The organism is Streptomyces smaragdinus (genome assembly GCF_009604385.1).
Taxonomy (GTDB): Bacteria; Actinomycetota; Actinomycetes; order Streptomycetales; family Streptomycetaceae; genus Streptomyces; species Streptomyces smaragdinus.
In genome coordinates this window covers 1-24,284 of sequence record NZ_WEGJ01000062.1, presented here as the reverse complement: position 1 = coordinate 24,284, position 24,284 = coordinate 1, and the positions used below count along the sequence as shown (strand labels likewise).

Sequence of the window (24,284 nt, the reverse complement as noted above, 5' to 3'; positions counted from 1 at the left end):
CACCCCCGATCCGGCGCCCGCCAACCGCACCCCCCACGAATCAAAGCCCCATCAACGCATCCCCATAAGCCCCACCCGACTCCGCCACAATCTCCGCCACCGTCTGCGGCCTCCGCAGCATCGCAAAGCGCACATCCCCCGTCGACGGGTCCGCGGAGAAGCCGTAAACCCCCGGCCGGGGCAGGCTGTTGTACCCGAACGGGTTCGAGAAGTAATACGCCCCCGTATCCAGCATCGCCACATGATCCCCCGCCGCCAGCAGCGGCAGCTCCCGGTCCCGCGCGATCAGATCCCCCGCGAAGCAGCACGGTCCCGCCACGTCCTGCGCGATCGCCTCGCCCGTCTTCGGGGCCCCCGAGCCGTCGTACGCCGCCACCCGTACCGGCCAGGAGTCCGGCGCGAACACCGTCCGTACCGCCACCTGCACCCCCGCGTGCGTCACCGCGATCGGACGGCCGCCCGCCGACTTCGCGTACTCCACCCGGGCCAGCACCAGGCCCGCCTTCGCCAGCAGTGACCGGCCGAACTCCGTGACCAGCGTGTACCGGCCGTCGAACAGCCCCGGGACCTCCGCGCGCAGCAGCCGGGCGTAGTCCGCGTACGCCGGCGTGACCTCGTCCGAGCCGAAGTTCACCGGCAGGCCGCCGCCTATGTCGAGCGTGGTGATCTGCCGCCGGCCCGCCGCCGTGTTGATCTCCTCGGCCAGCGCGTGCAGTTCGCGTACGCCCGCCGCCATCAGCTCCAGCGGGATGCCCTGCGAGCCGGTGTGCGTGTGCAGCGAGGTGAGCCAGGGGCGGTCCAGGCAGGTCCGTACGACCCACTCCCGCGCGCCCGGGTCCCGCAGCGCGACGCCGAACTTCGAGGTCGACGTCGCCGTCGACATCGCGTCGATCGCGCCGCTGCCCAGCTGCGGGTTGACGCGGATGCCGATCGGGGAGCTGCTCATGCCGTCCGCCATCAGGGCGTCGAGGCGGCCGAGCTCCTCCTGGTTGTCGGCGTTCACCGCGATCCCCATGCCCAGCGCCTCGCGCAGCTCGGCCCGCGTCTTGGCCGGGGAGTCCAGGACGGTACGGGACGGGGCGACGCCCGCCGCCCGCGCCAGCGCCAGCTCGCCGGGGCTGGCCACCTCGCAGCCGATGCCCTCCGCCGCGAGCAGCCGCAGCACCGGCACCAGGGAGGCCGCCTTCACCGCGAACGTGTGCAGCACCTTCTGCCGCGGCGCCGCGACCTCCGCGAACGCCGCCCGCAGCGCGCCCGCCTGCTCGCGGATCGCGTCGGCGTCGAGGAACGCGGCGATCGGCTCGGCGGTACTGACCAGCCCCTGGGCGAGTGCCGCCCGTACAGCCGCGTCACGACGGGCGGCGAGGAGATTCTGCGGTGCGGGAGGGGTCTGATCGAAAGCCATGGCGGCAGTCAATCACCCGGCGGTAAAGCCTGTCGTGCCGGTGTCCACAGGGTGGACGAAGTGGTGCGATTCCGTCAGTGGTCTGGACCACGGCCGGGCCTTGTTGACTGAAACTATTCATGGCGACAGGATGTGCAGCGGATCATTCAGAGCCGAGTCTCAGGGAGGCGCCATGTCAGGACCCCGACCCGTGCGAGCCCCGCGCGGTACGGAACTGAGCGCCCGGGGGTGGCAGCAGGAGGCCGCCCTGCGGATGCTGCAGAACAATCTCGACCCCGAGGTCGCCGAGCACCCCGACAAGCTCGTCGTCTACGGCGGCACGGGCAAGGCCGCCCGCGACTGGCGCTCCTTCGACGCGATGGTCCGCACCCTGCGGGGGCTGAAGCAGGACGAGACCATGCTGGTCCAGTCCGGCCGCCCGGTCGGCGTGATGCAGACCCATGAGTGGGCGCCGCGCGTCCTGATCGCCAACTCCAACCTGGTCGGCGACTGGGCGAACTGGGAGGAGTTCCGGCGGCTGGAGGCCCTGGGGCTGACGATGTACGGGCAGATGACCGCCGGGTCGTGGATCTACATCGGCACGCAGGGGATTCTGCAGGGTACGTACGAGACCTTCGCCGCCGTCGCCGCCAAGCGCTTCGGCGGCACGCTCGCCGGAACGATCACCCTGACGGCCGGCCTGGGCGGGATGGGCGGCGCGCAGCCGCTGGCCGTGACGATGAACGACGGCGTCGCGATCTGCATCGACTGTGACCCGCGTGCCATCGAGCGGCGGATCGAGCACCGGTATCTCGATGTACGGGCCGACTCGCTCGAGCACGCGCTGCGGTTGGCGGAGGAGGCCAAGTCGCAACGTAAGCCGCTGTCGATCGGGGTGCTCGGCAACGCGGCGGATCTGGTGCCGCGGCTGCTGGAGACGGGAGCGCCGATCGACATCGTGACGGATCAGACGTCCGCGCACGATCCGCTGGCTTATCTGCCGCTGGGGGTCGCTTTCGAGGACATGGCGGACGCGGCCGCGAAGGACCCCGCCGGTTTCACGCAGAAGGCGCGGGAGTCCATGGCGCGGCACGTGGAGGCCATGGTGGGCTTCATGGACGCCGGGGCCGAGGTCTTCGACTACGGCAACTCGATCCGGGGGGAGGCTCAGCTCGCGGGGTACGAGCGGGCGTTCGCGTTCCCGGGGTTCGTACCGGCGTACATCCGGCCGCTGTTCTGCGAGGGGAAGGGGCCCTTCCGGTGGGCGGCGCTGTCGGGTGATCCCGCCGACATCGCGGCGACCGACCGGGCGATTCTCGAGCTCTTCCCCGAGAACGAGTCCCTCGCCCGGTGGATCAAGCTCGCCGGTGAGCGGGTGCACTTCCAGGGGCTTCCGGCGCGGATCTGCTGGCTCGGGTACGGGGAGCGGGACAGGGCCGGGGAGCGGTTCAACGAGATGGTCGCGGACGGGACGCTGAAGGCGCCGGTCGTGATCGGGCGGGATCATCTGGACTGCGGGTCGGTGGCCTCGCCGTACCGGGAGACCGAGGCGATGCGGGACGGGTCGGACGCCATCGCCGACTGGCCGCTGCTGAACGCCATGGTCAACGTGGCTTCGGGAGCGTCGTGGGTGTCCATCCACCACGGTGGCGGGGTCGGGATGGGGCGGTCCATCCACGCGGGACAGGTCACCGTGGCGGACGGTACGGCGCTGGCGGGGGAGAAGATCCGCCGGGTGCTGACCAACGATCCGGGGATGGGCGTCATCCGGCATGTGGACGCCGGCTACGAGCGGGCCGACGAGGTCGCCTCGGAACGGGGTGTGCGGGTGCCCATGCGTGAGGACGCGTCGTGACCTTCCACAGCATGTGGGCGTCGCTGCTGCCGATCGGGCGCAGTGGGGCGTCCGGGGGGTACCGGCGGTTTGCCTGGACGCCGGCCGACGGTGAGTGCCGGTTGTGGTTTCAGGCCCAGGCGGAGGCCCGGGGGCTGTTCTACGAGGTCGACCGGAACGGGAACCAGTGGGCCTGGCTGGGGGATCCCTCGCGCGGGGATGCCGTGGTCACGGGGTCGCATCTGGATTCCGTACCGGACGGCGGGGCTTTCGACGGGCCGCTGGGGGTGGTTTCCGCCTTCGCCGCTCTGGATGAGCTGCGGAGGCGGGAGGTTTCCTTTGCCCGCCCCTTCGGGATCGTCAATTTCGGCGACGAGGAGGGGGCCCGGTTCGGGCTCGCCTGTGTGGGGTCGCGGCTGGCCGCGGGGCAGTTGAGCGTCGCCGACGCGCATGGGCTGCGGGACGCGGACGGGGTTTCGCTGCCGCAGGCGATGGAGAAGGCGGGGCAGGATCCCTCGGGGATCGGGGCCGACCCGGAGCGGCTTTCCCGTATCGGGGCGTTCGTCGAGCTGCACATCGAGCAGGGGGTGGCGCTCGGGGAGACACCGCATGCGGTGGGGGTCGCTTCGGCGATCTGGCCTCACGGGCGCTGGCGGTTCGACTTCCGGGGGGAGGCGAACCACGCGGGGACCACGCGGATGGAGGATCGGCGGGATCCGATGCTGACGTACGCGAACACGGTGCTGTCGGCCCGGAAGAAGGCGGCTCAGGTAGGCGCCCGCGCCACGTTCGGGAAGGTGGCGGTGGAGCCGAACGGGGTCAATGCCATTCCGTCGCTGGTGCGGGGGTGGCTGGATTCCCGGGCTGCCTCGGACGAGGCGCTCTCCGCCCTGGTCGGGGACATCGAGCGGGCGGCTCTGGAGCGGGCGGGGCGGGACGGGACGTCCGTCGCCGTCACGCGGGAGTCGTTCACTCCGGTGATCGAGTTCGAGCACGGGCTGCGGGATCGGTTGGCGGCTCGACTCGGCGGGGTGCCGTTGCTGCCCACCGGGGCGGGACACGATGCGGGAATTCTCGCCGGGAGCGTACCGACGGCGATGCTGTACGTACGTAACCCCACGGGGGTCTCGCACTCACCGGCCGAAGCGGCCTCCGAGGACGACTGCGTCGCCGGGGTGCTGGCGCTGGCGGACGTGCTGGAGGAGCTGGCGTGCGCCCCAAGCCCGTCCGGTGCTTGAGGGCAAGGCGCAAAATCGCCCCATTCCAGCCCGTCCGGCGTTTGAGGACACGGCGCAAAATCGCCCCATTCCAGCCCGTCCGGTGCTTGAGGCCGAGGCGCAAAATCGCCCCATTCCAGCCCGGCCGGCGTTTGAGGCCGAGGCGCGAAGCGCCGATAGGGGGGCCTGGGGGCGCAGCCCCCAGCGCCACGGATCGGATCCGTCTTGGGGAAGGGGTGGGCGGGGGCACATCCTTTGGCCGCGACAGCGTGGAGGACACCGCATGACCGTCTACTGGGCCGAACACGCCTGGACAGGCAACACCATCGCCGACGCCGTACGAATCGAGGTCACCGACGGACTGATCACCGCCCTCCACCCCGACACCTCCCCCGAAGGCGCCGAGCCCCTGCGAGGCCTCGCGATCCCAGGCCTGGCCAACACCCACTCCCACGCCTTCCACCGAGCCCTCCGAGGCCACGTACAGACCGACCACGGCACCTTCTGGACCTGGCGCGACCTCATGTACCGCGTCAGCGAACGCCTCACCCCCGACACCTACCTCGCCCTGGCCCGAGCCGCGTACGCCGAGATGGCCCTCGCCGGAGTAACCGCCGTCGGAGAGTTCCACTACCTCCACCACGCCCCCGGCGGCATCCGCTACGGCGACTTCAACGCCATGGGCCACGCCCTCACCCAGGCCGCCGCGGAAGCCGGAATCCGAATCACCCTCCTGGACACCGCCTACCTCTCCTCAGGCTTCGGCGCCGACCCCACCCCCCAGCAGCTCCGCTTCTCCGACGGCAACGCCGAAGCCTGGGCCACCCGCGCCGCCGCCCTCAAACCCGACGCCAACACGGTCATCGGCGCCGCCATCCACTCCGTACGAGCCGTCCCCGCCGAAGCGCTCCAAACAGTCGCCGGCGCCATCGACGGCCCCCTCCACGTACACCTCTCCGAGCAACCCGCCGAAAACGACGCCTGCCTCGCAGCCCACGGCGTCACCCCCACCCGCCTCCTGCACGACCACGGCGTACTCGGCCCCCGTACCACCGCCGTCCACGCCACCCACCTCACCGGGGACGACATCGCCCTGCTCGGCGGATCCCGTACCGGGGTCTGCATGTGCCCCACCACCGAGCGGGACCTCGCCGACGGCATCGGCCCCGCCGTCGCCGTACAGGCGGCCGGATCCCCGCTCTCCCTCGGCAGCGACAGCCACGCCGTCGTGGACCTCCTCGAGGAGGCGCGCGCGATGGAGCTGAACGAGCGCCTGCGCACCCACGAGCGCGGGCACTGGTCCGCCGCCCAGCTGCTGCACGCCGCGAGCACCGCCGGACACGCCGCCCTGGGATGGGACGGCGCGGGACGGCTCGAGGTCGGAGCGCTCGCCGACTTCACGGTCGTCGCGCTGGACTCCGTACGGACCGCCGGCTCCGGCGCCACGCCGGAAGCCGTCGTGTACGCGGCCTCGGCGGCCGACGTCCGGCATACGGTCGTGGGCGGGCGCCACATCGTCCGCGACGGCGCGCACACCCTGATCGACGACGTCCCCGCGGCGCTGACCGCGGCCATCCGGCAGGTGATCGACGTATGAGCCAGTCCACCGTCCTGACGAACATCGGCAGCCTCGTCACGAACGACCCGTCCCTCGGCGACGGCCCGCTCGGCCTGCTGACCGACGCGGCCCTCGTCATCGAGGGCGAACGGGTCGTGTACGCGGGCAGCGCGAAGGGGGCGCCGCCCGCCGACAACAGCGTGGACGCCGGGGGCCGGGCGGTGATCCCGGGGTTCGTGGACTCGCACTCGCACCTGGTGTTCGCCGGGGACCGGACGGCGGAGTTCAACGCGCGGATGTCGGGACGGTCGTACGCGGCGGGCGGGATCCGTACGACGGTGGCGGCGACCCGTACGGCGTCGAACAACGTGCTGGACGCCAATCTGCGGCGCCACCTCACGGAGATGCGGCGGCAGGGCACGACGACGGTGGAGACGAAGTCCGGTTACGGCCTGACGGTGGAGGACGAGGCCCGCTCGCTGGCGGTGGCCGCCGCGCACCTGGAGGAGGTCACGTACCTGGGCGCGCACGTGGTCCCGGCGGAGTTCGCCGACGACCCCGCCGGTTACGTGGACATGGTCACGGGCCCGATGCTGGACGCGTGCGCGCCGTACGCCCGCTGGGTGGACGTCTTCTGCGAGGAGGGCGCCTTCGACGGCGACCAGGCCCGCGCGATCCTGACGGCGGGCATTGCCCGGGGCCTGACCCCCCGCGTACACGCCAATCAGCTAACCGAGGGCCCGGGCGTCCGCCTGGCGGTGGAACTGGGGGCGGCGTCGGCGGACCACCTGACGCATCTCACGGACGCGGACGTGGACGCCCTCGCGTCCGGGACGACGGTGGGGACACTGCTGCCGGGGTGCGAGTTCTCCACCCGGGCGGTGTACCCGGACGCGCGACGGCTGCTGGACGCGGGGGTGACGGTGGCCCTGTCGACGGACTGCAATCCGGGGTCGTCGTTCACGTCGTCGATGCCGTTCTGCATCGCGGTGGCGGTACGGGAGATGGGGATGACGCCGGACGAGGCGGTGTGGTCGGCGACGGCGGGAGGCGCGGCGGCGCTGCGGAGGGAGGACGTGGGGCGGCTTTCGGCGGGGGCGCGGGCGGATGTGGTGCTGCTGGACGCGCCGAGCCACGTCCACCTCGCGTACCGGCCGGGGGTGCCGCTGGCGGCGGCGGTGTGGGCGCGGGGGGAACTGGCGGTGGGGGCGGTGGGGTTCGGGGGGTGAGGGCTGGTCCGGTGGCGCGATACTGGGCTGCGTGAGGTGGTTCGAGGAGGCCGAGGCGGCGGAGCTGCGCGGGGACTGGGACGCGGCGATCGCGTTGGTGAGCGCGCGGGCGGCGTGCTATTCCACCGACCACAACGAGCACAACAACCACCTCTGGCACATGGACCTGCTCGCCCGCGCGGACCGTTTCCCGGAGCTGGGCGAGCGCGCTCTCACGGATGTGCACGCCCGGCGGAGGCTGGACAGAGCGCTCCGCGAGAGGGGGATGGACGCGGGCCTCAGGGCCCCGCGCCGAGGAGGGCGACCGCTACGCCCTCTACTGCCTTCTCCGGCTGCTGTGCGAGACGGACCGAATCCCGCAGGCCCGCCAAGTGGTGCGGGACCTCGGCCCGGACAACCCTCACGCGCACGAGATCGTGGACGGCTACTCGACGGCGGATCCGGCGTCATGACCACCGTGGAAGCTCCCGGTCGGCCGCTCTGATTCCGGAAGCCGGCTGACGCCCGTCAACCCTCAGCTGTCACACGCAAATCGACTCGCACGATCTTGCCCCAGCGCCGGACATCGACCTCCCACCGATCGGCCATCGCCTCAACGAGCATCAGACCGCGACCAGCTTCCCACTCCTCATCGGGCGTCCGAATGGCAGGGCGGACCGTTGACCGGTCGGAGACCGTGATGCACACGAGTTCCTTGTCCGGACGGACGATGCCGACCCGGACCAGTCTGCATCTCGTGTGCAGCACGGAGTTGGTGACGAGCTCGGACACTACGAGGGTCGCGCGGTCGGCCAGACACTTCAGCCCCCACACGCTCAGCGCCGTTCCGACCAGAGCCCGGGCGCGACCGGCGCTCTGCGGTTCACACGGCCAGGTCTCGCTGTAGCCGGGCGCTCCGATTCCGTGGGAGCAGGTCGCGGGCTTGTTCATGGGCGTTACCTCCGAGGGGAGCAACCGGCCCTGAACGGACCGGGCTTAGCTCTCCAGACGATAGGCAACTCCCTGCATCAAGAAACGTTTCTAATATCGCGATTCACCCATACGCGTGATGAGCCCCGAAACTGGATTAACTGGCAACAATGCGATTTAGGCTGCGCCCGACGGAGGTGGAAGGCATGGCAGAAGCGCGACCGAACGTCCACAGACGAAGGCTCGGCTCCGCACTACGCTCGCTGCGCATCGCTGCGGGTCTCAGCATGGAGGACGCCGCCCAACGACTGGGACTCTCCGGAAAATCGGCCTTGAGCAAGATCGAGAACGGAAAGCAGCGGGTCTCCGGCCTCGGGTTGACGGCCTTCCTGCAGATCTACGGCGTGGAGCCGGAGGAGACACGGACCAAGATAAAGGCCATGGCCACCCTGGCCTCGTCCGGAAAGCGGACGAACCTGATCGACGAATACCAGGAGGCCATCCAGACACACGGCTTCGAGGAGTACCTGCACCTCGAAGGGATGGCGGCGAAGGCCGAGTCGTACTTGCACATCGTCCCGGGGCTGCTCCAGACCGAGGACTACGCCTCCTCCATCGTGCAACGCAGCCAGGTCTGGTCCTCCAAGCACCAGGTCGACCGGTTCGTGCAGCTTCGGATGGCCCGACAGTCAGCTCTGCAACGCGATGCCCCACTCGGAGTCTCCTGCGTCCTGGACGAGGCAGCGCTGCGACGGGTCGTAGGGAGCCGAGCGGTCATGAAGGCGCAACTCCAGCATCTGGTGGAGACGGCGGAACGGCATGACCACGTGGTCGTACAGGTGCTGCCGTTCGACAGAGGGGCACACCCAGGCATCGACGGCCCATTCCAGCTCCTGCACTTTCCCGCCGGACCTCCGATCGCCCTTGTCGAAGCAAGGACAACTTCCTTGTATCTGGAGGAGGATGAAGACGTGGATCGCTATACGTCCACGCTCGATGCCTTGCGTGATCAGGCCCTCGACGTGCAGGCGACCCGTCACTTCCTCCTGGGCCTGATTAAGGACTGCTCCCCATGAACAAGAAGGTCGATCTCACCAACGCGACGTGGGCGAAGAGCGACATGTCCAACGGCGGCAACAACTGCCTGGAGATCGCCTTCGTCGACGGCGTCGTAGCCCTGCGCGACTCCGTGGACGTCGACGACCCAGACGCCAAGGTGCTGATCGTCTCCCTGAAGGACTACGAACTCTTCACCAGAAGCATCCGGGCCGGGCAGGCCGACCTCCTGCCCTGACCCTGAGGGCCGTCCACATCCGAGGGGTCACTGTACGGATGCCCCCGCCTCGGGGGAGTTCCCCACGGTTGGCGGGCTGGAGGGAGCGGTGACCAGGGAGAATCCGGTAGCCGCCGGCGGAAGTAAGGGGACGTCCGACACGCCTGCGCGCGTACGGGAAACGCTCCCAACGCGACCACGACGCGGCAGTACGCGCGTAGGTGTGTCGGGCGGCCCCGACCCACGACGTGACTGCGGCGAACCCCAGCAGACCAGGCACCGAACCAGGGGCCAAGACACCCACCCCCAGCCCGGCCGGCGTTTGAGGCCTCCGGCCGAAGGCCGGATGCGCGTCAGCCAACGCAACCGCCAGCCAAAGACCCCCGAACACCGCCGCGCGACGAAGGCACACCGAAATCGACCTCCGCCGCAGGCAGGACCCGTATCGAGCGGGCCGGGAAGTCGATGTGGCGGTAGATCTCGTTGTGGTGCGCGATCGCCTGGTCCGGCGGCGCGAACGCCGAGCCCGCGGGGCGGAGCGACGTGGTGTGGGCGTCCGAGACCAGGGTCAGGTCGTAGCCCTCGCTGAGGGAGCGGCGGGCCGTCGTCTCGACGCAGTTCTCCGTGGCGAAGCCGGTGATCAGGAGTTCCGTGACGGCCAGACGGGTCAGTGTCGAACCCAGGTCGGTGTCGAGGAAGGCGTCCGCGGAGGACTTCGTCACCACCGGTTCACCGGCGTGCGGGGCCAGCTCGGGCAGGACGTCTCCGCAGCCGCGCTGCCGGACCGTGATCACCGGGACGTCCATGGCACGGGCCCGGGCGCTGAGTTCCGCGATCACGGCGATGGTTCGCGCCGGGCGGTGCATGAGGGGCCTCATGTCGTCCTGCATGTCGATGACCATGAGGGCGGCGCGATGGAACGTCGGTGACATCGGTCCACGATAACGACGGCCCGTATCAAGCAACATCGGTATCCCGGCGGGCTGGAGGCCGATCAGGTGGGACGTCGGCCAATGCCCTCAGCTCCGGGAACTCCGTCTCCCACACACCACGGATCGTGTCCGAGGTCAAGGTCCGCAGCGTGGGCCACAGCCGCAGGAGAATCTCCCGGTTCAGGAGGGCGGGCAAGTCGCCGCGCACGCCCTCCGCAAGGACCGTGCGGTAAAGGCTGACGCGCAGGCGCTCGTCGCCGAGATCGAAGGCCCGCAGGCCGGACCAGACGACGGTGGCAGGGGGACGGACGATCCCCTCCGTGGGCCCTCGCAGTTCGTCCAGCGAGTCCGGCAGCCGGCGCCGGAACTTCTCCCGGTACAGCTCCAGGTCCGCACCCGAGCCGGGCAAGACACAGCCCCTCAATACCCCCGCCCCACATCCACCGCCAGCTCCGGCCTCCGCCCCGACCGCAGCGCGGACCAGCACGCCGCGAAGTCCTGGATCACGTCCTCCGGGGTTGTCACGCCCGCCGAGTGCGACGTCAGGACCGTGTGCGGGAGGTGCCAGGCGGGGGCGTCCGGGGGGGCCGGTTCGGCGGGGAGGACGTCGAGGATCGCGCGGCGGACCGTCCCCGCGTGCAGGGCCGACGCGAGCGCCGACGTGTCCGCCGTCGCGCCCCGGCCGACGTTCACGAACAGCGCGCCGCGCATCGCGGAGAAGCGGTCGGACGCGAAGAAGCCCGCCGTCGCCGGGGTGAGGGGGAGGACGTTCACCACCCACGCCGCCCGCGGCAGCAGCGCGTCCGCCTCCTGCGCCGTCGCCGTGTCGTCGAAGCCCGCCGTCGGGCGGGGGCGCCGGGCCACGCCCACCGTACGGATGCCGACCCGCTGCAGCAGGGCGCCGACCGCCGCCCCGATGCGCCCCGTGCCGTACACCAGGGCGAGGCGGCCCGCGACGAGGTCGCCGGGGACGCAGTGCCACTCGGCGGCGGCGTGGCGGGCGAGGTACTCGGGGACGTACTGGGCGTCGGCGAGCAGCCAGCCCAGGACGTACTGGGCGATCCGCTCGTTCATCCGGCCGACCGTACGGGTCAGCAGCGCGCCCGCGGGGAAGTCGCGCAGGACGGCGTCGTTGCCGGCGAAGGAGCTGTGGAACCAGCGGAGCCGGGGCGTGCGCAGCTCAGCCGGGAGGCCGTTGCCGACGTAGATGTACGGGCGGGCCGGCACGGCGCCCGAGTGGCGCGCCGGACGGCGGCCGGCGGTGTCCGCCAGGGCGTCCAGCACCTTGTCGCCGAGCGTGGGGTCGGCGATGAGTTCCGCGTCGTTCAGCAGCTCGTCGTAAGGCACACCAGGCAAGATACGCCGCGCCCGAAGCTACCTTCGCGCCCCCGCGCCCGCCCCCGCGCGCCGGGTGCCGCCCGGCCTGGCGTCGCCGGCGCCGATGCCCGTCGTCCGGTACGCCCCGACCTGCCTGCCCGCCGGGCCACCGCGCCGCGCGGCGGCGTCCGGGCTGACCCAGAGCAGCACGTCGGCCGTACGCTCCCGCCCGCCCAGCCACAGCGACTTGGCCCACAGCCCGAACCCGGCCCCCGCGAACGCCAGCCCCAGCGCCCCCGGCACGGCGAAGTTGGCGCCCGCCGCGACACAGAACGCCAGCACCAGCCACCACCGGTGCGCCCGCCGCCAGGCCCGTACCGTGACCGCCCGGTCCTGGAGGATCACCGACCGCGGCGCCTTCCCGGCGGACGCGGCGAGCTCCGCGTAACGGCCGCGGCGTACGAAGAACACGGTGAGCGCGACCAGCAGGAACAGCGCCAGCCCGGCGTACAGCCCGATCCACCGCCCGGTCAGCCCGGGCACGAAGGCCCCGGCTCCCCCGGCCACCAGTCCCGGCCAGAACAGCGGCACCGCCCCCGCCCGGACCAGCACCGCGACCCTCGCCAACGCCTCGACACCCGCGCCCCGTGCCACGCCGCACCTCCACACATGAGTCCGAAGTCCCTTGCCGCGGGAGGTTACCGACGGATCATGAAAATGGCATGAGGCCCGGCAAAAACGGCTCAGTCCAAGAACAATCCGCGCGCCGCCGCCCCCGTATCGAACGCCTCCAGCCGCGCCTGCGCGTCCGGCAGCGCGTCGCACAGGGCCTCCAGCAGCACCCGCCCCAGCAGCATCGGCGCGCACGCCGTGTCGAACGCCAGCCCCGTGCCGACGGCCGCCGGCAGCAGTACGTCGCAGTGCGCGGCGACCGGCGCGAACGTACTGTCCGCCACCCCCACCACCGTCAGCCCCGCGCCCCTCGCGCACTCCAGCGCCGGGACGACCTCCCGGGGGTGCCGGGGCAGGGAGAAGCACAGCAGCGCGCTCGCGCCCGCCCGGGCGGCGGTCTCGATCCGGTCGGTGAGCATCGAGCCGCCCTCGTCGAGCAGCCGTACGTCGGGGTGGACCTTGGCGGCGAAGTAGGCGAACCCGCGCGCCTGGGCCGCCGCCGCCCGCAGGCCCAGCACCGGCAGCGGGCGGGACTCCCCCAGCAGCCGGCCGGCGCGCCGTACGGCCGTGGCGTCGGTGAGGGACGCGGACAGCCGGCGGAGGTTGTCGATCTCGGCCTCGATGGCCTGCTGGTACTCGTTGAGCCCGGAGGCCGCCGCGGCGGCGGGGCTCTCGCCGGGGACCGTCTCACGCAGGTGGCGGCGCAGCGCCGGATAGCCGTCGAAGCCGAGGGCGACGGCGAAGCGGGTGACGGACGGCTGACTCACCCCGGCCAGCTCCGCGAGCTCCACGCTGGACAGGAAGGGGGCGTCGGACGCCCGCCGTACCATGCAGTGCGCGATACGGCGCTGGGTCGGCGTCAGCCGATGCCCCTCGAACAGCTTCTGCAGCCGCGCCCCGGCGTCCGTCACGCCCACTCCTCCGTACCGCATGCGCTATTCATCGATTCCTGACTCTGCATGAAATTATGCAACGGGGCAAGAGGGGGGCTAGCCCCACTGTCCGGAGCGGGTCCGCGGGCCTACCGTGCTTGACATGACTGCGCGGGACCCCGAGATCAGGAAAGAACTCGACGCGACGCTGCACGCGCGCAAGGAGCTCGGACCGGAGTACGAGAACGAACTGGTCGAGGGCTTTCTCGACAAGATCCAGGGCCGCCTCGACGGCACCATCGACCAGCGGATGCGCCGGCAGCTCGCCGAACAGCAGATGGTCGTGGCCCGCGGCTCCGGTCCCCAGCAGCAGCCGGCGGCCGACGGCACCTTCGGCGAGCGGTTCGGCTTCGCCGCCGTGTCCCTCGTCCTGGCGATCCCGCTGTCGGCGATCGGCGCGGTGAACGAGGGCCTGGAGGGTCTGCTCGTCGCCTGGGCCGGGATCTTCGGTGTGAACGCGCTGCACGCGGGCTGGCGGCTGCCGCGCCGCAGGGAGCGCCGAGCCAAGTCCGACTGGGACTGACCCGGGCGGCCGCAGCAGAACTGGTACGGGGCTGTCACGCGCTGGCAGCACGCGGTTAACACGGCTCGGGCACAGTAGTGGATGTCGGAAGGACGGACGAACCAACCGACACCCACGAACGGCGTGCCTAGGACCTCCGGAGCGGCTCCCGGACCTCCTCAGGTCGCCCGGACGTGGCCGCCGCGGGGCCCTGACCCCGCGCCCACGTCCCCTGCGGGGACCGCCGTCGTCCCGCCCCTGGCGCTCGCGCCGGGGTGCGGCGGTCCCCGCCAGTACGTTCCCCCGGGGCAGGAACCCGGAAGTACCGGAAATCGTCTTCCCAGCAGGGGCACTCTTGGATAAAGATCCGCCCCGGGGCTGGCGCAATCCTTTTGCCCAACCATTACTCTTGGGTCCAGTACCCGCATGCGGCCGTCCCGACGGCCATGGAGGAGTGAGATGAGGAGCAGCAACCCGGTCTTCTCGCGACGGGGGTTCAGCCGCGACCGCGGCGCCGCGGGCTTCAACGCGCCGCCGCAGGCCGGGGGCCCCGGGACCAACCCGTACGCGCAGCCCGGCACCAACCCGACCGCCACCAACCCGTATGCTCCGGCCGGTCAGCCGCAGGCCGACTGGGCGCCGTACGCGTCCCCCGCCGGCTCGCGGATGACGATGGACGACGTCGTCTCCCGGACGGGCATGACCCTCGGCCTCGTCGTCCTCGGCGCGGTCGTCTCCTGGGTCGCCTTCGACGGTGAGAAGGACCTCGGCATCGGCATCGCCGCCATGCTGGGCGCCTTCGTCCTGGCGATGGTCCAGTCCTTCAAGCGCAAGCCCACCCCGGCGCTGATCCTCGGCTACGCGGTGCTCGAGGGCGTGTTCCTGGGCATCTGGAGCGAGTTCTTCAACCAGTGGGCCGGCGACGGCGTCGTGATGCAGGCGGTGCTGGGCACGATGTCGGTCTTCGCCGGCGTGCTCATCGCGTACAAGACGCGGCTGATCCGGGTCACGGCCCGCTTCCAGCGCTTCGTGCTCGCCGCGGCGATCGGCTTCATCCTGCTGATGCTGGTGAACATGATGTTCGCGGTCTTCGGCGGCGGCGACGGTCTGGGCTTCCGCAGCGGCGGCCTCGGCATCGTCTTCGGCATCGTCGGCGTGATCCTCGGCGCCTGCTTCCTGGCCATGGACTTCAAGCAGGTCGAGGACGGCATCACCTACGGCGCGCCGCGCGAGGAGTCGTGGCTGGCGGCCTTCGGTCTGACGCTGTCGCTGGTGTGGATCTACCTGGAGATGCTGCGGCTGGTGTCGCTGCTGCAGGGCGACTGACGTACGGCCCGCTCCTGGTCCTGACGTGAAAAGGACCCGTCCGAGGACCTCCTCGGACGGGTCCTTCGTCGTATCCCGTCCTTCCGGGGGAGCGCTGCCCACCTGCTCTAAAGCAGTCGGCGCGCGGCCCGCCTCATGTCGTACTCGTGAATGATCGCCTTGGCGTGGCCGTACGCGAGGTCGTGCTCGTGGCGGAGCCAGCTGACCTTCTCGTCGAAACGGAGGAAGCAGGGTCCGTCTTCTACGGTGCGCATCCAGTCGGCGACCTCACGACCGGTGCAGTGGGGGATTCTGGAGAGCAGGTTCTTGTGGGTTTCCGCGGAGAAGGAGAGTTGGGACATCGGCGCCTCCGGGCCGTTTGAAAGCAGTCCTTCTACGCACCGTGCCTCAGCATTCGGGAGTTGGCAACCATGCGTGGGCAGCGGCTTTGACCGATCGCGCACTTGGTGCGGGTTACGCTCGGGGGATGCTCGACGTGAATCCCCTGCTGACCGCCGTTGACCGGCTCGCCGACCGGTTGCGGTCACTTCCCGAGAGCCGGCTGCGGCACAACGCGGGCGCCGCGGGGCTGGAGCTGGCCCGGGAGCTGGCGGTACGGGCGCAGCGGCTCCAGGCGCCGGGGCGGGAGGCGCGGGTGATGCCCGAGGTGGGGCTGTTCGCCGTGGGGGACCAGGTGGCGGTCGCCGGGCACGATCTGGCGGAGGCACTGGGGGGCGTGCCGGAGCCGGAGGGGGCGCGCGGACTCGAGGGGGCGCTGGAGCTCGTACGGGCGTGCGCCGGGGTGGTGCGCTGAGTCCTCCGGCTCAGAGGCTGGCAATGACCCGGTCGGCCAGTACGTACACGCTCTCCTCGCCGCAGGCGAAGGTCAGCGCGAAGGCGCCGGAGACGGCGGAGCCGCCCAGCAGGACGGGCATCGCGCCCTCGTTCAGGGCCTGCGACAGCTTCTCCGCGGTGTCGCGGTGGCCCGGGGAGAGGCAGAGCGTGGTGCCGTCGGCGAAGACGTAGACGTCGAGCGTGCCGAGGGGGCCGGGGCGCACGTCCACCAGCGGGGTGTGCAGCGCGGACAGGTCCTCGAGGCGGTTCATCGTGCGCTCGTGGTCGGCGATCGCGGGGGCGCCGTGCGGCTTGAAGTCGGGGTGCGAGGGGTGCCGGCGGCGGGCGGCGGCCAGCTCCGCGGACTCGGCGGTGGCCTCGTCCGTGCCCTCGGGGACCTCGGCGAACGGCTCGGGGTCGAGCAGCGGCTCCATCCCGGCGAGGGCGGCGAGGTCGGTCTGGCCCGGTATGAACACGGGACCGTCGAAGGAGCCGGCGGCGCCGAAGAACGGGGCGTCGGCGTCCTCGCGCGCCTCCTGCTCCGCCCAGAACGCCCGGGCCTCGGCCAGCTCGCGCTCCCGCTCCTCGGCCAGGGCCTCGGCGACGGCGGCGCGTATCTCGGCGACGGGGACCTCACGCGGCGCGGGCACCCCGGCGGCGGGGTCGGCGGGCAGCGCGGCACGCAGGCCGGCGACCTCGCGGCGCAGGCCGCGGAGCGTACGCAGGGTGGCCCCGCCCAGCGCGGCGCCCGTGCCCGCGATCAGCAGCACGGCGGCGATACCGAGGTGTGTGGCGCTCACGGCTTGACTCCCTGGTTGCGGTCGGGTCCCCAATTTCTACCTCAGCCTGGCAGAGCGAGGTACCCCACCCCCAGTGCATAAGGACACGAACCGGACAGGACCTTCGTCCTGTCCGGTTCGTACGGTGTTACGCGGGCTCGCCGGGCGGCCCGCCTGCCCGGCCAAGGGTCCCGGTACGGGTCAGCTGAGGCGCTCGATGACCATGGCCATGCCCTGGCCGCCGCCGACGCACATGGTCTCCAGGCCGAACTGCTTGTCGTGCCACTGGAGGCTGTTGATCAGCGTGCCGGTGATCCGGGCGCCGGTCATGCCGAAGGGGTGGCCGACGGCGATCGCGCCGCCGTTGACGTTGAGGCGGTCCAGGTCGATGCCCAGCTCCTGGTAGGAGGGGATGACCTGGGCGGCGAAGGCCTCGTTGATCTCGACCAGGTCGATGTCCGAGACGGACATGCCCGCGCGCTTGAGGGCCTGGCGGCTGGCCTCGACCGGGCCGAGGCCCATGATCTCCGGGGACAGCGCCGAGACGCCGGTGGAGACGATGCGGGCCAGCGGGGTGAGACCCAGGTCACGGGCCTTGGTGTCCGACATGATGACGAGCGCGGCAGCGCCGTCGTTCAGCGGGCAGCAGTTGCCGGCGGTGACCCGGCCGTCGGGGCGGAAGACGGGCTTGAGGCCCGAGACGCCCTCGACGGTGACGCCGGCGCGGGGGCCGTCGTCCTTGCTGACGACCGTGCCGTCGGGGGTGGTGACGGGGGTGATCTCGCGGGCCCAGAAGCCGTCGGCGATGGCCTTCTCGGCGAGGTTCTGCGAGCGGACGCCGAACTCGTCCATCTCCTGGCGGGAGATGCCCTTGAGGCGCGCGAGGTTCTCGGCGGTCTGGCCCATCGCGATGTAGACGTCGGGGACCTTGCCGTCCTCGCGCGGGTCGTGCCACTCGTCGGAGCCCTGCTCGGCCGTCCACTTCGTACGGGCCTCGGCCTCGGCGAAGAGCGGGTTGTGGGTGTCGGGGAGGCCGTCGGAGGAGCCCTTGACGAAGCGGGAGACGGTCTCGACGCCGGCGGAGATGAAGACGTCGCCCTCGCCGGCCTTGATGGCGTGCATCGCCATACGGCTGGTCTGCAGGGAGGAGGAGCAGTAGCGGGTGATCGTGCAGCCCGGGAGGTGGTCCATGCCGAGCTGTACGGCTACGACGCGGCCGAGGTTGTGACCCTGCTCGCCGCCGGGGAGGCCGCAGCCGAGCATCAGGTCGTCGATCTCGCGGGGGTCGAGGCCGGGGACCTTGGCCAGGGCCGCCTGCACGATCTGCGTGGTCAGGTCGTCCGGGCGGACGTCCACCAGGGAGCCCTTTCCGGCACGGCCGATGGGCGAGCGGGCGGCGGAGACAATCACGGCTTCGGGCATCACGGCTCCCTGAGGGATGGGGTCTGCGGGTGCTTCTCCGGAAGCTACCTGGGCGTAGGGGTCGGGTCACGTTGCGGTGGCTGTGAGACGGGTCGCAATTTTCTGAGCGCTTGCTTACCTCGCGGGGCGGTGACTCTATTCTCCGGCTTTTTGTGTGGGTCGGGTCATGCGGTCGGGTGCGGCTGCGCCCCGGCCTCCGCGCCTTCGGCGCGGAGCTGAGTCCCACCCGCAGCCGCCCGTTGCCGTGCATGGGGTCACCGTGCCGGGGCTTGGTGGGGGGCCTGCGGGTCTACGGGGGGGCGCGGCGCCGAGGCTTCGTGGGGGGCCTGCGGGTGTACGGGGGGCGCGGCGGCGGGGTTTCGTGGGGGGCGGAGACGTCGTGGCCGGGGCTGGTGGGGGCGTTGGGTCGCCCCGGCCAGGGTGGCCCTCTGCACGGTAACGGGCGGCTGCGGGTGGGAAACAGCCGCGCCGCAGGCGCGGGGCCGGGGCACAGGGCGCGCAGCCGGGGCCCGGGGCAGGGGGCGCGAGTCGCCGGGGTGGGCGCCGACCGCGCGGACCCGTCCGGTGCGGCGGGACTGCGCGGGCGGGGCACAGGTGTTAGGCAGGGAAGAGAGACTTCCCCCCGACGCATCGGAGGTGCGCCATGGCCGACGCCGCATCGCGGCTGTCCGACATCGTCGAAAGCCTCACCGGGACCTCCCCGCCCGTACGCATCAGGGCCTGGGACGGGAGCGAGGCGGGCCCCCCGGAGGGACCCGCGCTGATCGTCCGCCACCCCCGCGCCCTGCGCAGGTTCCTGTGGCACCCCGGGGAGCTGGGCCTCGCCCGGGCGTGGGTGGCCGGGGAGATCGACGTCGAGGGCGAGTTGTACGAGGCCCTGGACGCGATGGCCGGCCTCCTGTGGGACCAGGGCGAGACGACGCCCCCGAAGAGGCTGCGGGACCCCGCCGTACGGGCCGCCGCGAAGCAGCTCGTCCGCCTCGCCGGCCCCTGGCCGCCGCCCCCGCCGCCCGCCGAGGAGGTGCGCCGGCGCCGCGGCCCGCTGCACACCCTGACCCGCGACCGGGCGGCGATCAGCCACCACTACGACGTGGGCAACGACTTCTACGCGCTGGTCCTCGGCCCGAGCATGGTCTACTCCTGCGCCTACTGGCAGAAGGGCGGCTCCCTGGAGCAGGCCCAGGACGCCAAGCTCGACCTCATCTGCCGCAAGCTGAACCTCCGCGAGGGCGACCGCCTGCTGGACGTCGGCTGCGGCTGGGGCTCGCTGGTGCTGCACGCCGCCCGCGAGTACGGGGTGGAGGCCGTCGGCATCACCCTCTCCACCGAGCAGGCGGGGTACGCCCGCAAGCGCATCGCCGGGGCCGGGCTGACCGACCGGGTCGAGATCCGGGTGCAGGACTACCGGGCGGTGGACGACGGCCCGTTCGACGCGGTCTCCTCCATCGGCATGGCCGAGCACGTCGGCTCCGCGGAGTACGCGCGCTACGCGGACCAGCTGTACGGCCTGGTGCGCCCCGGCGGGCGGCTGCTCAACCACCAGATCTCCCGGCGCCCCCGGCAGGCGGAGGAGACGTACCAGCTCGACGAGTTCATCGACGCGTACGTCTTCCCCGACGGCGAGCTCTCCCCCCTCGGCGACACGCTCTCGGCGCTGGAGCGGGCCGGGTTCGAGGCCCGGGACGTGGAGGTGCTGCGCGAGCACTACGCGCTGACGCTGCGCGCCTGGGTGGCGAATCTGGAGGCGAACTGGAAGGCGGCGGTGGCGGCCTCGTCGCCGGGCCGGGCGCGGGTGTGGCGGCTGTACATGGCGGCGTCGGCACTGGCGTTCGAGCACAACCGCATCGGGGTGAACCAGATCCTGGCGGTCCGTACGCCCAACTCCGGGACGTCCGGGACGGACTTGCGGCCGCGGGAGTGGGGCGGGCCGGTCTCCGGGGGCTGACCTGCTGATACGCGGCCGGCGCGGGGACACGGTGTCGTAAAGCCGGGCAATCCCCGTACGACACTGATACGTTCGAGCCTTGGGCTCGACGAGGCCGGGGCGCTGCGGACGAGTCCGCGGTGCCCCGGCTTTTTGCGGCCTGATGTGTCATGGATATGCCAACCTAAGGGGGAATTCCCTTGCGTAGCCGCATCACATGGCTGCTGAGCCTCGCGGCCGCAGCCGGACTCCTGGCCTCCGGTGCCGGTACACCGGCCACCGCCGCGCCGCCCGAGTCCGGCACCGGAATCCAGGCGGTCACCGACTCCGCCGTGTTCAACGACCCGGCCGGGACCACGGCCGACCAGGACCGCATCCGAACCCATATCGTGGGTCTGGTGAACGGGGCGCCCACGGGCAGCTCGATCAAGGTCTCGATGTACTCCTGGACCGACAACGTCATGACGGACACCCTGGTCGCGGCCAAGAACCGCGGCGTCAGCGTCAAGGTGATCGTCGACTACCAGAGCTCCGAGGGCACGGGCGCGGAGTACACCCGCCTGGCCGCCGGGCTCGGCACCGACCGTACGCAGTCGTCGTTCGTCCTGCGCTGCCCGTCCGGGCGGGGCTGTATCGGCAACCGCTATCTGACGGCCGACAGCACGGGGCCGATCAACCACAACAAGTACTTCACGTTCTCCTCCACCGGCGGGACGAGCAACGTGGTGGTGCAGTCCTCGGCCAACCAGACCGGCATCCAGCGCACGGACCTGTTCAACAACGCCGTGACGCTCGTCGACGCCGGGCTGTTCTCGATCTACAACGACTACTGGAACGACCAGCTGGCGTACGGCGCCTCCGGCTCCGGGCTGGCGACGTACTACAAGACGCCGACGAGCACGACGGGCCCGTACAAGACGTACCACTTCCCGCGCCGGGAGTCCTCGGGCACGACGTACAACAACGACGCGTCGACGGACACCGTCAAGCTGATCCTCGACAACGTCAGCTGCTCGTCCGGCACCCAGATCCGGATGGCCGCGAACCTGTTCACCCGCGACGAGGTCGCCACCAAGCTGGTGTCCATGGTGAACGCCGGCTGCAAGGTGTATCTGGCGTTCGACGGCTCCGACCCGGACTCGATGAGCGGCACCGTGGAGTCGATCATCTCCGGCAAGCTGACCACCCGCGTGGAGTGCAACGAGACCCGCTCCGGGCTGGCCAACGTGGGGCTGCACTCGAAGTACTTCCTGGTCAACGGGACGTACGACGGGGTCGCGGGCCGGCAGCTGGTGTTCACCGGCAGCCACAACTACACGTACCCGTCGCTGCGCGCGCACGACGAGACGCTGCTGAAGATCGACAACGCGGCCGTGTACGCCTCGTACAAGGCGAACCACGACCGGCTGATGAGCTACTGCGCGGGCTCGTAACCGCCGGGGAAGGGCCGGGTCTCCGACCCGGCCCTTCGCGGTCACTGGCTCTTGATCGCGGCGAGCATGTTGAGCTTCGCCGCCCGCCGGGCCGGCCACAGCGCGGCGATCACGCCGACCAGGGCCGCCAGGGCGAGGAAGAGACCGAGGCGGCCCCAGGGCAGGACGTGGGTGTACGTCGGGACGCCGGCGTTGACGATCAGCTCGCCGGCCGCCCAGCCGAGGAAGACGCCGAGCACGATGCCCAGGACGCCCCCGAAGAGCGAGATGGTCAGGGACTCCAGCCGCACCATCCGCTTGACGCCCCGGCGGTCCAGGCCGACGGCGCGCAGCATCCCGATCTCCTGCGAGCGTTCGAAGACGGACATCGCGAGGGTGTTGATCACGCCGAGGACGGCGACGATCACCGCCATGCCGAGGAGGGCGTAGAGGATGTTGAGCATCATGGTGAAGACGCCGGAGATCTCGTCGGAGACGTCGCCCTCGTCCATGACGCGGATGGCGGGGTTGTCGCCGAGCGCGGCCTCCAGGGAGTCCTTCGAGGCCTGGCCGACGCCGTCCTTCACCGAGACGAAGACCATCATGTCGGCGGGGTGGTCCAGATGCGGGGAGAGGACCGCGTTGTCGAGCATGATGCCGCTGATCATCTGGTTGTCCTGGTAGAGGCCGGAGATCGTGAGCTTGCCCGGGGTGCCGTCGCGCCAGGTCAGCGCGATGGAGTCGCCGAGTCGCCAGCCCTCGCGCTCGGCGGTGTGGGTGTCGACAATCGCCTTGTCGCCTGCGAGTCCGGCGAAGGAGCCCTCGGTGAAGTCGAGCGCGATGAGCTTCGGCGCGCTGGCGCTGTCGAGGCCGGTGACCCAGTTCTCCCTCTTGTCCCCGTCGAGGCGGACGGGGGCGCTGCGCAGGGGGGTGCTGGCTGTGACCTCGTCCAGCGCGGCCAGCTTCTCGCCGACCTCGGGGGCGAGGGTGCCGATGCCGCCGCCCATGGTGATCTGGTAGTCGGCGGTCATGGCGTTCGACGACATCTTGTCGATCGCGTTGGCCATCGACATGCCGATCACCGTGAGGCCGGTGACGAGGGTCAGGCCGATCATCAGCGCGGAGGCGGTGGCGGAGGTGCGGCGGGGGTTTCGTACGGCGTTCTGCCGGGCGAGGCGGCCCGCGACGCCGAACAGCCGCAGCACGGGCGCGGCCAGGGCGATCAGCGGCCGGGAGAGCAGCGGCGTGAGGACGAAGACGCCGATCAGCAGCAGGCCGGCGCCCAGGCTGAGCAGGCCCTTGCCGTCGTCCTGACCGGTGGCGACGACCACGAGGGCGGCGCCGGCGCCGGCCAGGATGGAGCCGATGGTGTTACGGACGACCAGTCCCCGGACGGTCGGCGCGGCGTGCAGGGCGCTCATCGCGGCGACCGGCGGGATCTTCGCCGCGCGGCGGGCGGGCAGCCAGGCGGCGAGGACGGTCACAACGATGCCGACGGCCAGGGAGACCAGGACCGTCGCCGGGGAGACGACGAGGGCGCCGTCGGGCACGGTGACCCCGGTGCCGCCGAGCAGGGAGCGCAGGCCGGCCCCGATGCCGATGCCGGCGGCGAGGCCGGCGAGCCCGGCGAGCGTGCCGACGGCGAACGCCTCGATGAGGACGGAGCGGGTGACCTGGCGGCGGCTGGCGCCGATGGCGCGCAGGAGGGCGAGCTCCTTGGCGCGCTGGGCGACGAGCATCGTGAAGGTGTTCGCGATGAGGAAGACGCCGACGAAGAGGGAGATGCCGGCGAAGGCGAGCATCCCCGTGCGGAGGCCGTCCATCTGGGTCTGGACCATGGCGGCCTGGTCGGAGGCGAGCTTGTGGGCGGTTACGGCCTTGGCTTCCTCGGGGAGGATGCGTTCAGCCTGTTGCTTGAGCTCGGCCTGGTCGACGCCGCCCTTGGCGGTGATCTCGATGCTGGAGAACTCGCCCTCGGCGGTGAAGAGTTGCTGGGCGGTCGCGGTGTCGAAGAGGACGAGGGAGCCGCCGGCGGCTACGTTGCCGTCGTCAGTGGTGAAGATGCCGGTGACTTTTTCCTCGCGGATGGGGCCGTTGACGGAGAGTCTTACGGTGTCGCCGATGTGGTAGCCGGTGCGGGTTGCCGTTTTGGCGTCGATGGCCACCTCGCCCTGGCTCGTGGGCGCTTTTCCGTCCTGGAGGGGGTATCTGGGGTCGGTTTCGCCGTAGTAGTTGGCGCCGGTGGTCGCCCAGCCGCCGCCGACGAGGTCGCCGTCCTTGTCGGCCAGGGCGGTGAAGCCGCCGACCACGCCTACGGCGCTCTTCGCGCCGGGGAGCTGCTCCGCGGCGTCGAGGGTGTGCTGGGTCAGCTTCGGGGCTGCGCCCGGGTGGCCTTCGCCTTCCTTGTTGTCGGGGCTCAGTTGTACGTCCATGTGGTCGTAGCCCTGTTCGGCGCTTTTTGTGTAGGCGTCGGAGATCGTCTCCGTGAAGACGAGGGTGCCGGCGACGAAGGCTACGCCCAGGAGGATGGCGAGGGCGGTCATCAGGAGGCGGGCTTTGTGGGCGGTCAGGTTGCGGAGGGCGGTGCGGAGCATTTCTGTTTCTCCGGGGGGTGGTTGACGTGTGGGGTCCCTGGGCGGTGCCGTCGCCTTCGGCGGGGGGTGTGTTGGGGTCGTTCGCCTCCGGCGGGGGGTGTCTGCTGGTGTCGGTTTGCCTCCGGCGGCGGTGGGGTTTCGGTGTCGGTTCGCCTCCGGCGGGGGTGGGGTTACGTTCGGGGTGGGCCGGGGGTCGTCGGCCTGCCGCGCCTTCGGCGCGGGGGATGCCCACCCACACGCCGCCCGTTGCCGTTG

General features: G+C 71.3%; 22 protein-coding genes. 11 read left to right on the top strand and 11 right to left on the bottom strand.

The features are described 5' to 3' along the window. Positions 1 to 40: 40 nt before the first annotated feature. Positions 41 to 1,405: a type III PLP-dependent enzyme domain-containing protein gene (locus SRB5_RS34120; RefSeq protein WP_153457480.1), complete on the bottom strand. Its 1,365-nt coding sequence runs from the start codon at positions 1,403 to 1,405 to the stop codon at positions 41 to 43. Between the two features lie 172 nt (positions 1,406 to 1,577). Here SRB5_RS34120 and hutU point away from each other — a divergent pair, with 172 nt between their 5' ends. The 4 genes from hutU (at position 1,578) to hutI (ending at position 7,222) form a co-directional block, all read left to right on the top strand. Next, positions 1,578 to 3,239, top strand: coding sequence for a urocanate hydratase (hutU, locus tag SRB5_RS34115; RefSeq protein WP_153457478.1), 1,662 nt, complete (start codon positions 1,578 to 1,580; stop codon positions 3,237 to 3,239). A gap of 11 nt (positions 3,240 to 3,250) precedes the next feature. Beyond that, entirely contained in the window at positions 3,251 to 4,456 is a 1,206-nt protein-coding gene (locus SRB5_RS34110; protein WP_153457488.1) for an allantoate amidohydrolase, read from the top strand. Positions 4,457 to 4,718: 262 nt separating this feature from the next. Then, positions 4,719 to 6,032 (top strand): formimidoylglutamate deiminase, encoded by a 1,314-nt coding sequence (locus SRB5_RS34105; RefSeq protein WP_153457476.1) that lies wholly within the window; start codon positions 4,719 to 4,721, stop codon positions 6,030 to 6,032. Beyond that, entirely contained in the window at positions 6,029 to 7,222 is a 1,194-nt protein-coding gene (hutI, locus tag SRB5_RS34100; RefSeq protein WP_153457473.1) for an imidazolonepropionase, read from the top strand. The genes SRB5_RS34105 and hutI overlap by 4 nt, the downstream gene beginning before the upstream one ends. Before the next feature lie 507 nt (positions 7,223 to 7,729). On the opposite strand, the gene SRB5_RS34095 is transcribed toward hutI, so the two are convergent. Further along, on the bottom strand, positions 7,730 to 8,152 hold the full coding sequence (locus SRB5_RS34095; RefSeq protein ID WP_153457471.1) for an ATP-binding protein: 423 nt from the start codon (positions 8,150 to 8,152) through the stop codon (positions 7,730 to 7,732). 185 nt (positions 8,153 to 8,337) lie between these two features. Between SRB5_RS34095 and SRB5_RS34090 the strand changes: the two genes are divergently transcribed. Continuing rightward, a complete protein-coding gene (locus SRB5_RS34090; RefSeq protein ID WP_153457470.1) occupies positions 8,338 to 9,207 on the top strand; it encodes a helix-turn-helix domain-containing protein in 870 nt (289 codons plus the stop codon). Beyond that, entirely contained in the window at positions 9,204 to 9,425 is a 222-nt protein-coding gene (locus tag SRB5_RS34085) for a DUF397 domain-containing protein (RefSeq protein ID WP_153457468.1), read from the top strand. The genes SRB5_RS34090 and SRB5_RS34085 overlap by 4 nt, the downstream gene beginning before the upstream one ends. A gap of 332 nt (positions 9,426 to 9,757) precedes the next feature. On the opposite strand, the gene SRB5_RS34080 is transcribed toward SRB5_RS34085, so the two are convergent. From SRB5_RS34080 to SRB5_RS34060, 5 genes are all read right to left on the bottom strand, one after another. Next, positions 9,758 to 10,336 (bottom strand): isochorismatase family protein, encoded by a 579-nt coding sequence (locus SRB5_RS34080; RefSeq protein WP_153457466.1) that lies wholly within the window; start codon positions 10,334 to 10,336, stop codon positions 9,758 to 9,760. 25 nt (positions 10,337 to 10,361) lie between these two features. Beyond that, positions 10,362 to 10,745 carry a hypothetical protein gene (locus tag SRB5_RS34075; protein ID WP_228390658.1) on the bottom strand — a complete coding sequence of 128 codons (384 nt, stop codon included), beginning with the start codon at positions 10,743 to 10,745 and terminating at the stop codon, positions 10,362 to 10,364. An 11-nt stretch (positions 10,746 to 10,756) separates the two neighbouring features. Beyond that, entirely contained in the window at positions 10,757 to 11,692 is a 936-nt protein-coding gene (locus tag SRB5_RS34070) for an NAD(P)-dependent oxidoreductase (protein ID WP_153457462.1), read from the bottom strand. Between the two features lie 18 nt (positions 11,693 to 11,710). Continuing rightward, positions 11,711 to 12,307 (bottom strand): hypothetical protein, encoded by a 597-nt coding sequence (locus SRB5_RS34065; protein WP_323378952.1) that lies wholly within the window; start codon positions 12,305 to 12,307, stop codon positions 11,711 to 11,713. Positions 12,308 to 12,396: 89 nt separating this feature from the next. Next, positions 12,397 to 13,236, bottom strand: a complete 840-nt coding sequence (locus tag SRB5_RS34060; RefSeq protein WP_323378951.1) for a MurR/RpiR family transcriptional regulator — start codon at positions 13,234 to 13,236, stop codon at positions 12,397 to 12,399. A 124-nt stretch (positions 13,237 to 13,360) separates the two neighbouring features. Here SRB5_RS34060 and SRB5_RS34055 point away from each other — a divergent pair, with 124 nt between their 5' ends. Together SRB5_RS34055 and SRB5_RS34050 are read left to right on the top strand one after the other, a co-directional pair. Then, positions 13,361 to 13,780 (top strand): hypothetical protein, encoded by a 420-nt coding sequence (locus SRB5_RS34055; protein WP_153457458.1) that lies wholly within the window; start codon positions 13,361 to 13,363, stop codon positions 13,778 to 13,780. 438 nt (positions 13,781 to 14,218) lie between these two features. Continuing rightward, on the top strand, positions 14,219 to 15,085 hold the full coding sequence (locus tag SRB5_RS34050) for a Bax inhibitor-1/YccA family protein (protein WP_153457457.1): 867 nt from the start codon (positions 14,219 to 14,221) through the stop codon (positions 15,083 to 15,085). Positions 15,086 to 15,192: 107 nt separating this feature from the next. On the opposite strand, the gene SRB5_RS34045 is transcribed toward SRB5_RS34050, so the two are convergent. Continuing rightward, positions 15,193 to 15,426, bottom strand: coding sequence for a DUF4287 domain-containing protein (locus tag SRB5_RS34045; protein WP_153457455.1), 234 nt, complete (start codon positions 15,424 to 15,426; stop codon positions 15,193 to 15,195). A 125-nt stretch (positions 15,427 to 15,551) separates the two neighbouring features. On the opposite strand from SRB5_RS34045, the gene SRB5_RS34040 reads away from it, so the two are divergent. Further along, positions 15,552 to 15,878, top strand: a complete 327-nt coding sequence (locus SRB5_RS34040; RefSeq protein WP_153457453.1) for a hypothetical protein — start codon at positions 15,552 to 15,554, stop codon at positions 15,876 to 15,878. 10 nt (positions 15,879 to 15,888) lie between these two features. Here SRB5_RS34040 and SRB5_RS34035 read toward each other — a convergent pair whose 3' ends face one another. Both SRB5_RS34035 and SRB5_RS34030 read right to left on the bottom strand, forming a co-directional pair. Beyond that, the gene (locus tag SRB5_RS34035; protein ID WP_323378949.1) at positions 15,889 to 16,698 is read right to left on the bottom strand and encodes a hypothetical protein; all 810 of its coding nucleotides are present in this window, start codon (positions 16,696 to 16,698) and stop codon (positions 15,889 to 15,891) included. Between the two features lie 180 nt (positions 16,699 to 16,878). Beyond that, a complete protein-coding gene (locus SRB5_RS34030) occupies positions 16,879 to 18,099 on the bottom strand; it encodes an acetyl-CoA C-acetyltransferase (protein ID WP_153457451.1) in 1,221 nt (406 codons plus the stop codon). Between the two features lie 643 nt (positions 18,100 to 18,742). Between SRB5_RS34030 and SRB5_RS34025 the strand changes: the two genes are divergently transcribed. Both SRB5_RS34025 and SRB5_RS34020 read left to right on the top strand, forming a co-directional pair. Further along, positions 18,743 to 20,044, top strand: coding sequence for a class I SAM-dependent methyltransferase (locus tag SRB5_RS34025; protein WP_153457449.1), 1,302 nt, complete (start codon positions 18,743 to 18,745; stop codon positions 20,042 to 20,044). Positions 20,045 to 20,223: 179 nt separating this feature from the next. Continuing rightward, positions 20,224 to 21,456: a phospholipase D-like domain-containing protein gene (locus tag SRB5_RS34020; RefSeq protein ID WP_228390657.1), complete on the top strand. Its 1,233-nt coding sequence runs from the start codon at positions 20,224 to 20,226 to the stop codon at positions 21,454 to 21,456. A 41-nt stretch (positions 21,457 to 21,497) separates the two neighbouring features. On the opposite strand, the gene SRB5_RS34015 is transcribed toward SRB5_RS34020, so the two are convergent. Further along, positions 21,498 to 24,029, bottom strand: coding sequence for an ABC transporter permease (locus SRB5_RS34015; protein ID WP_153457447.1), 2,532 nt, complete (start codon positions 24,027 to 24,029; stop codon positions 21,498 to 21,500). Positions 24,030 to 24,284: the final 255 nt, after the last annotated feature.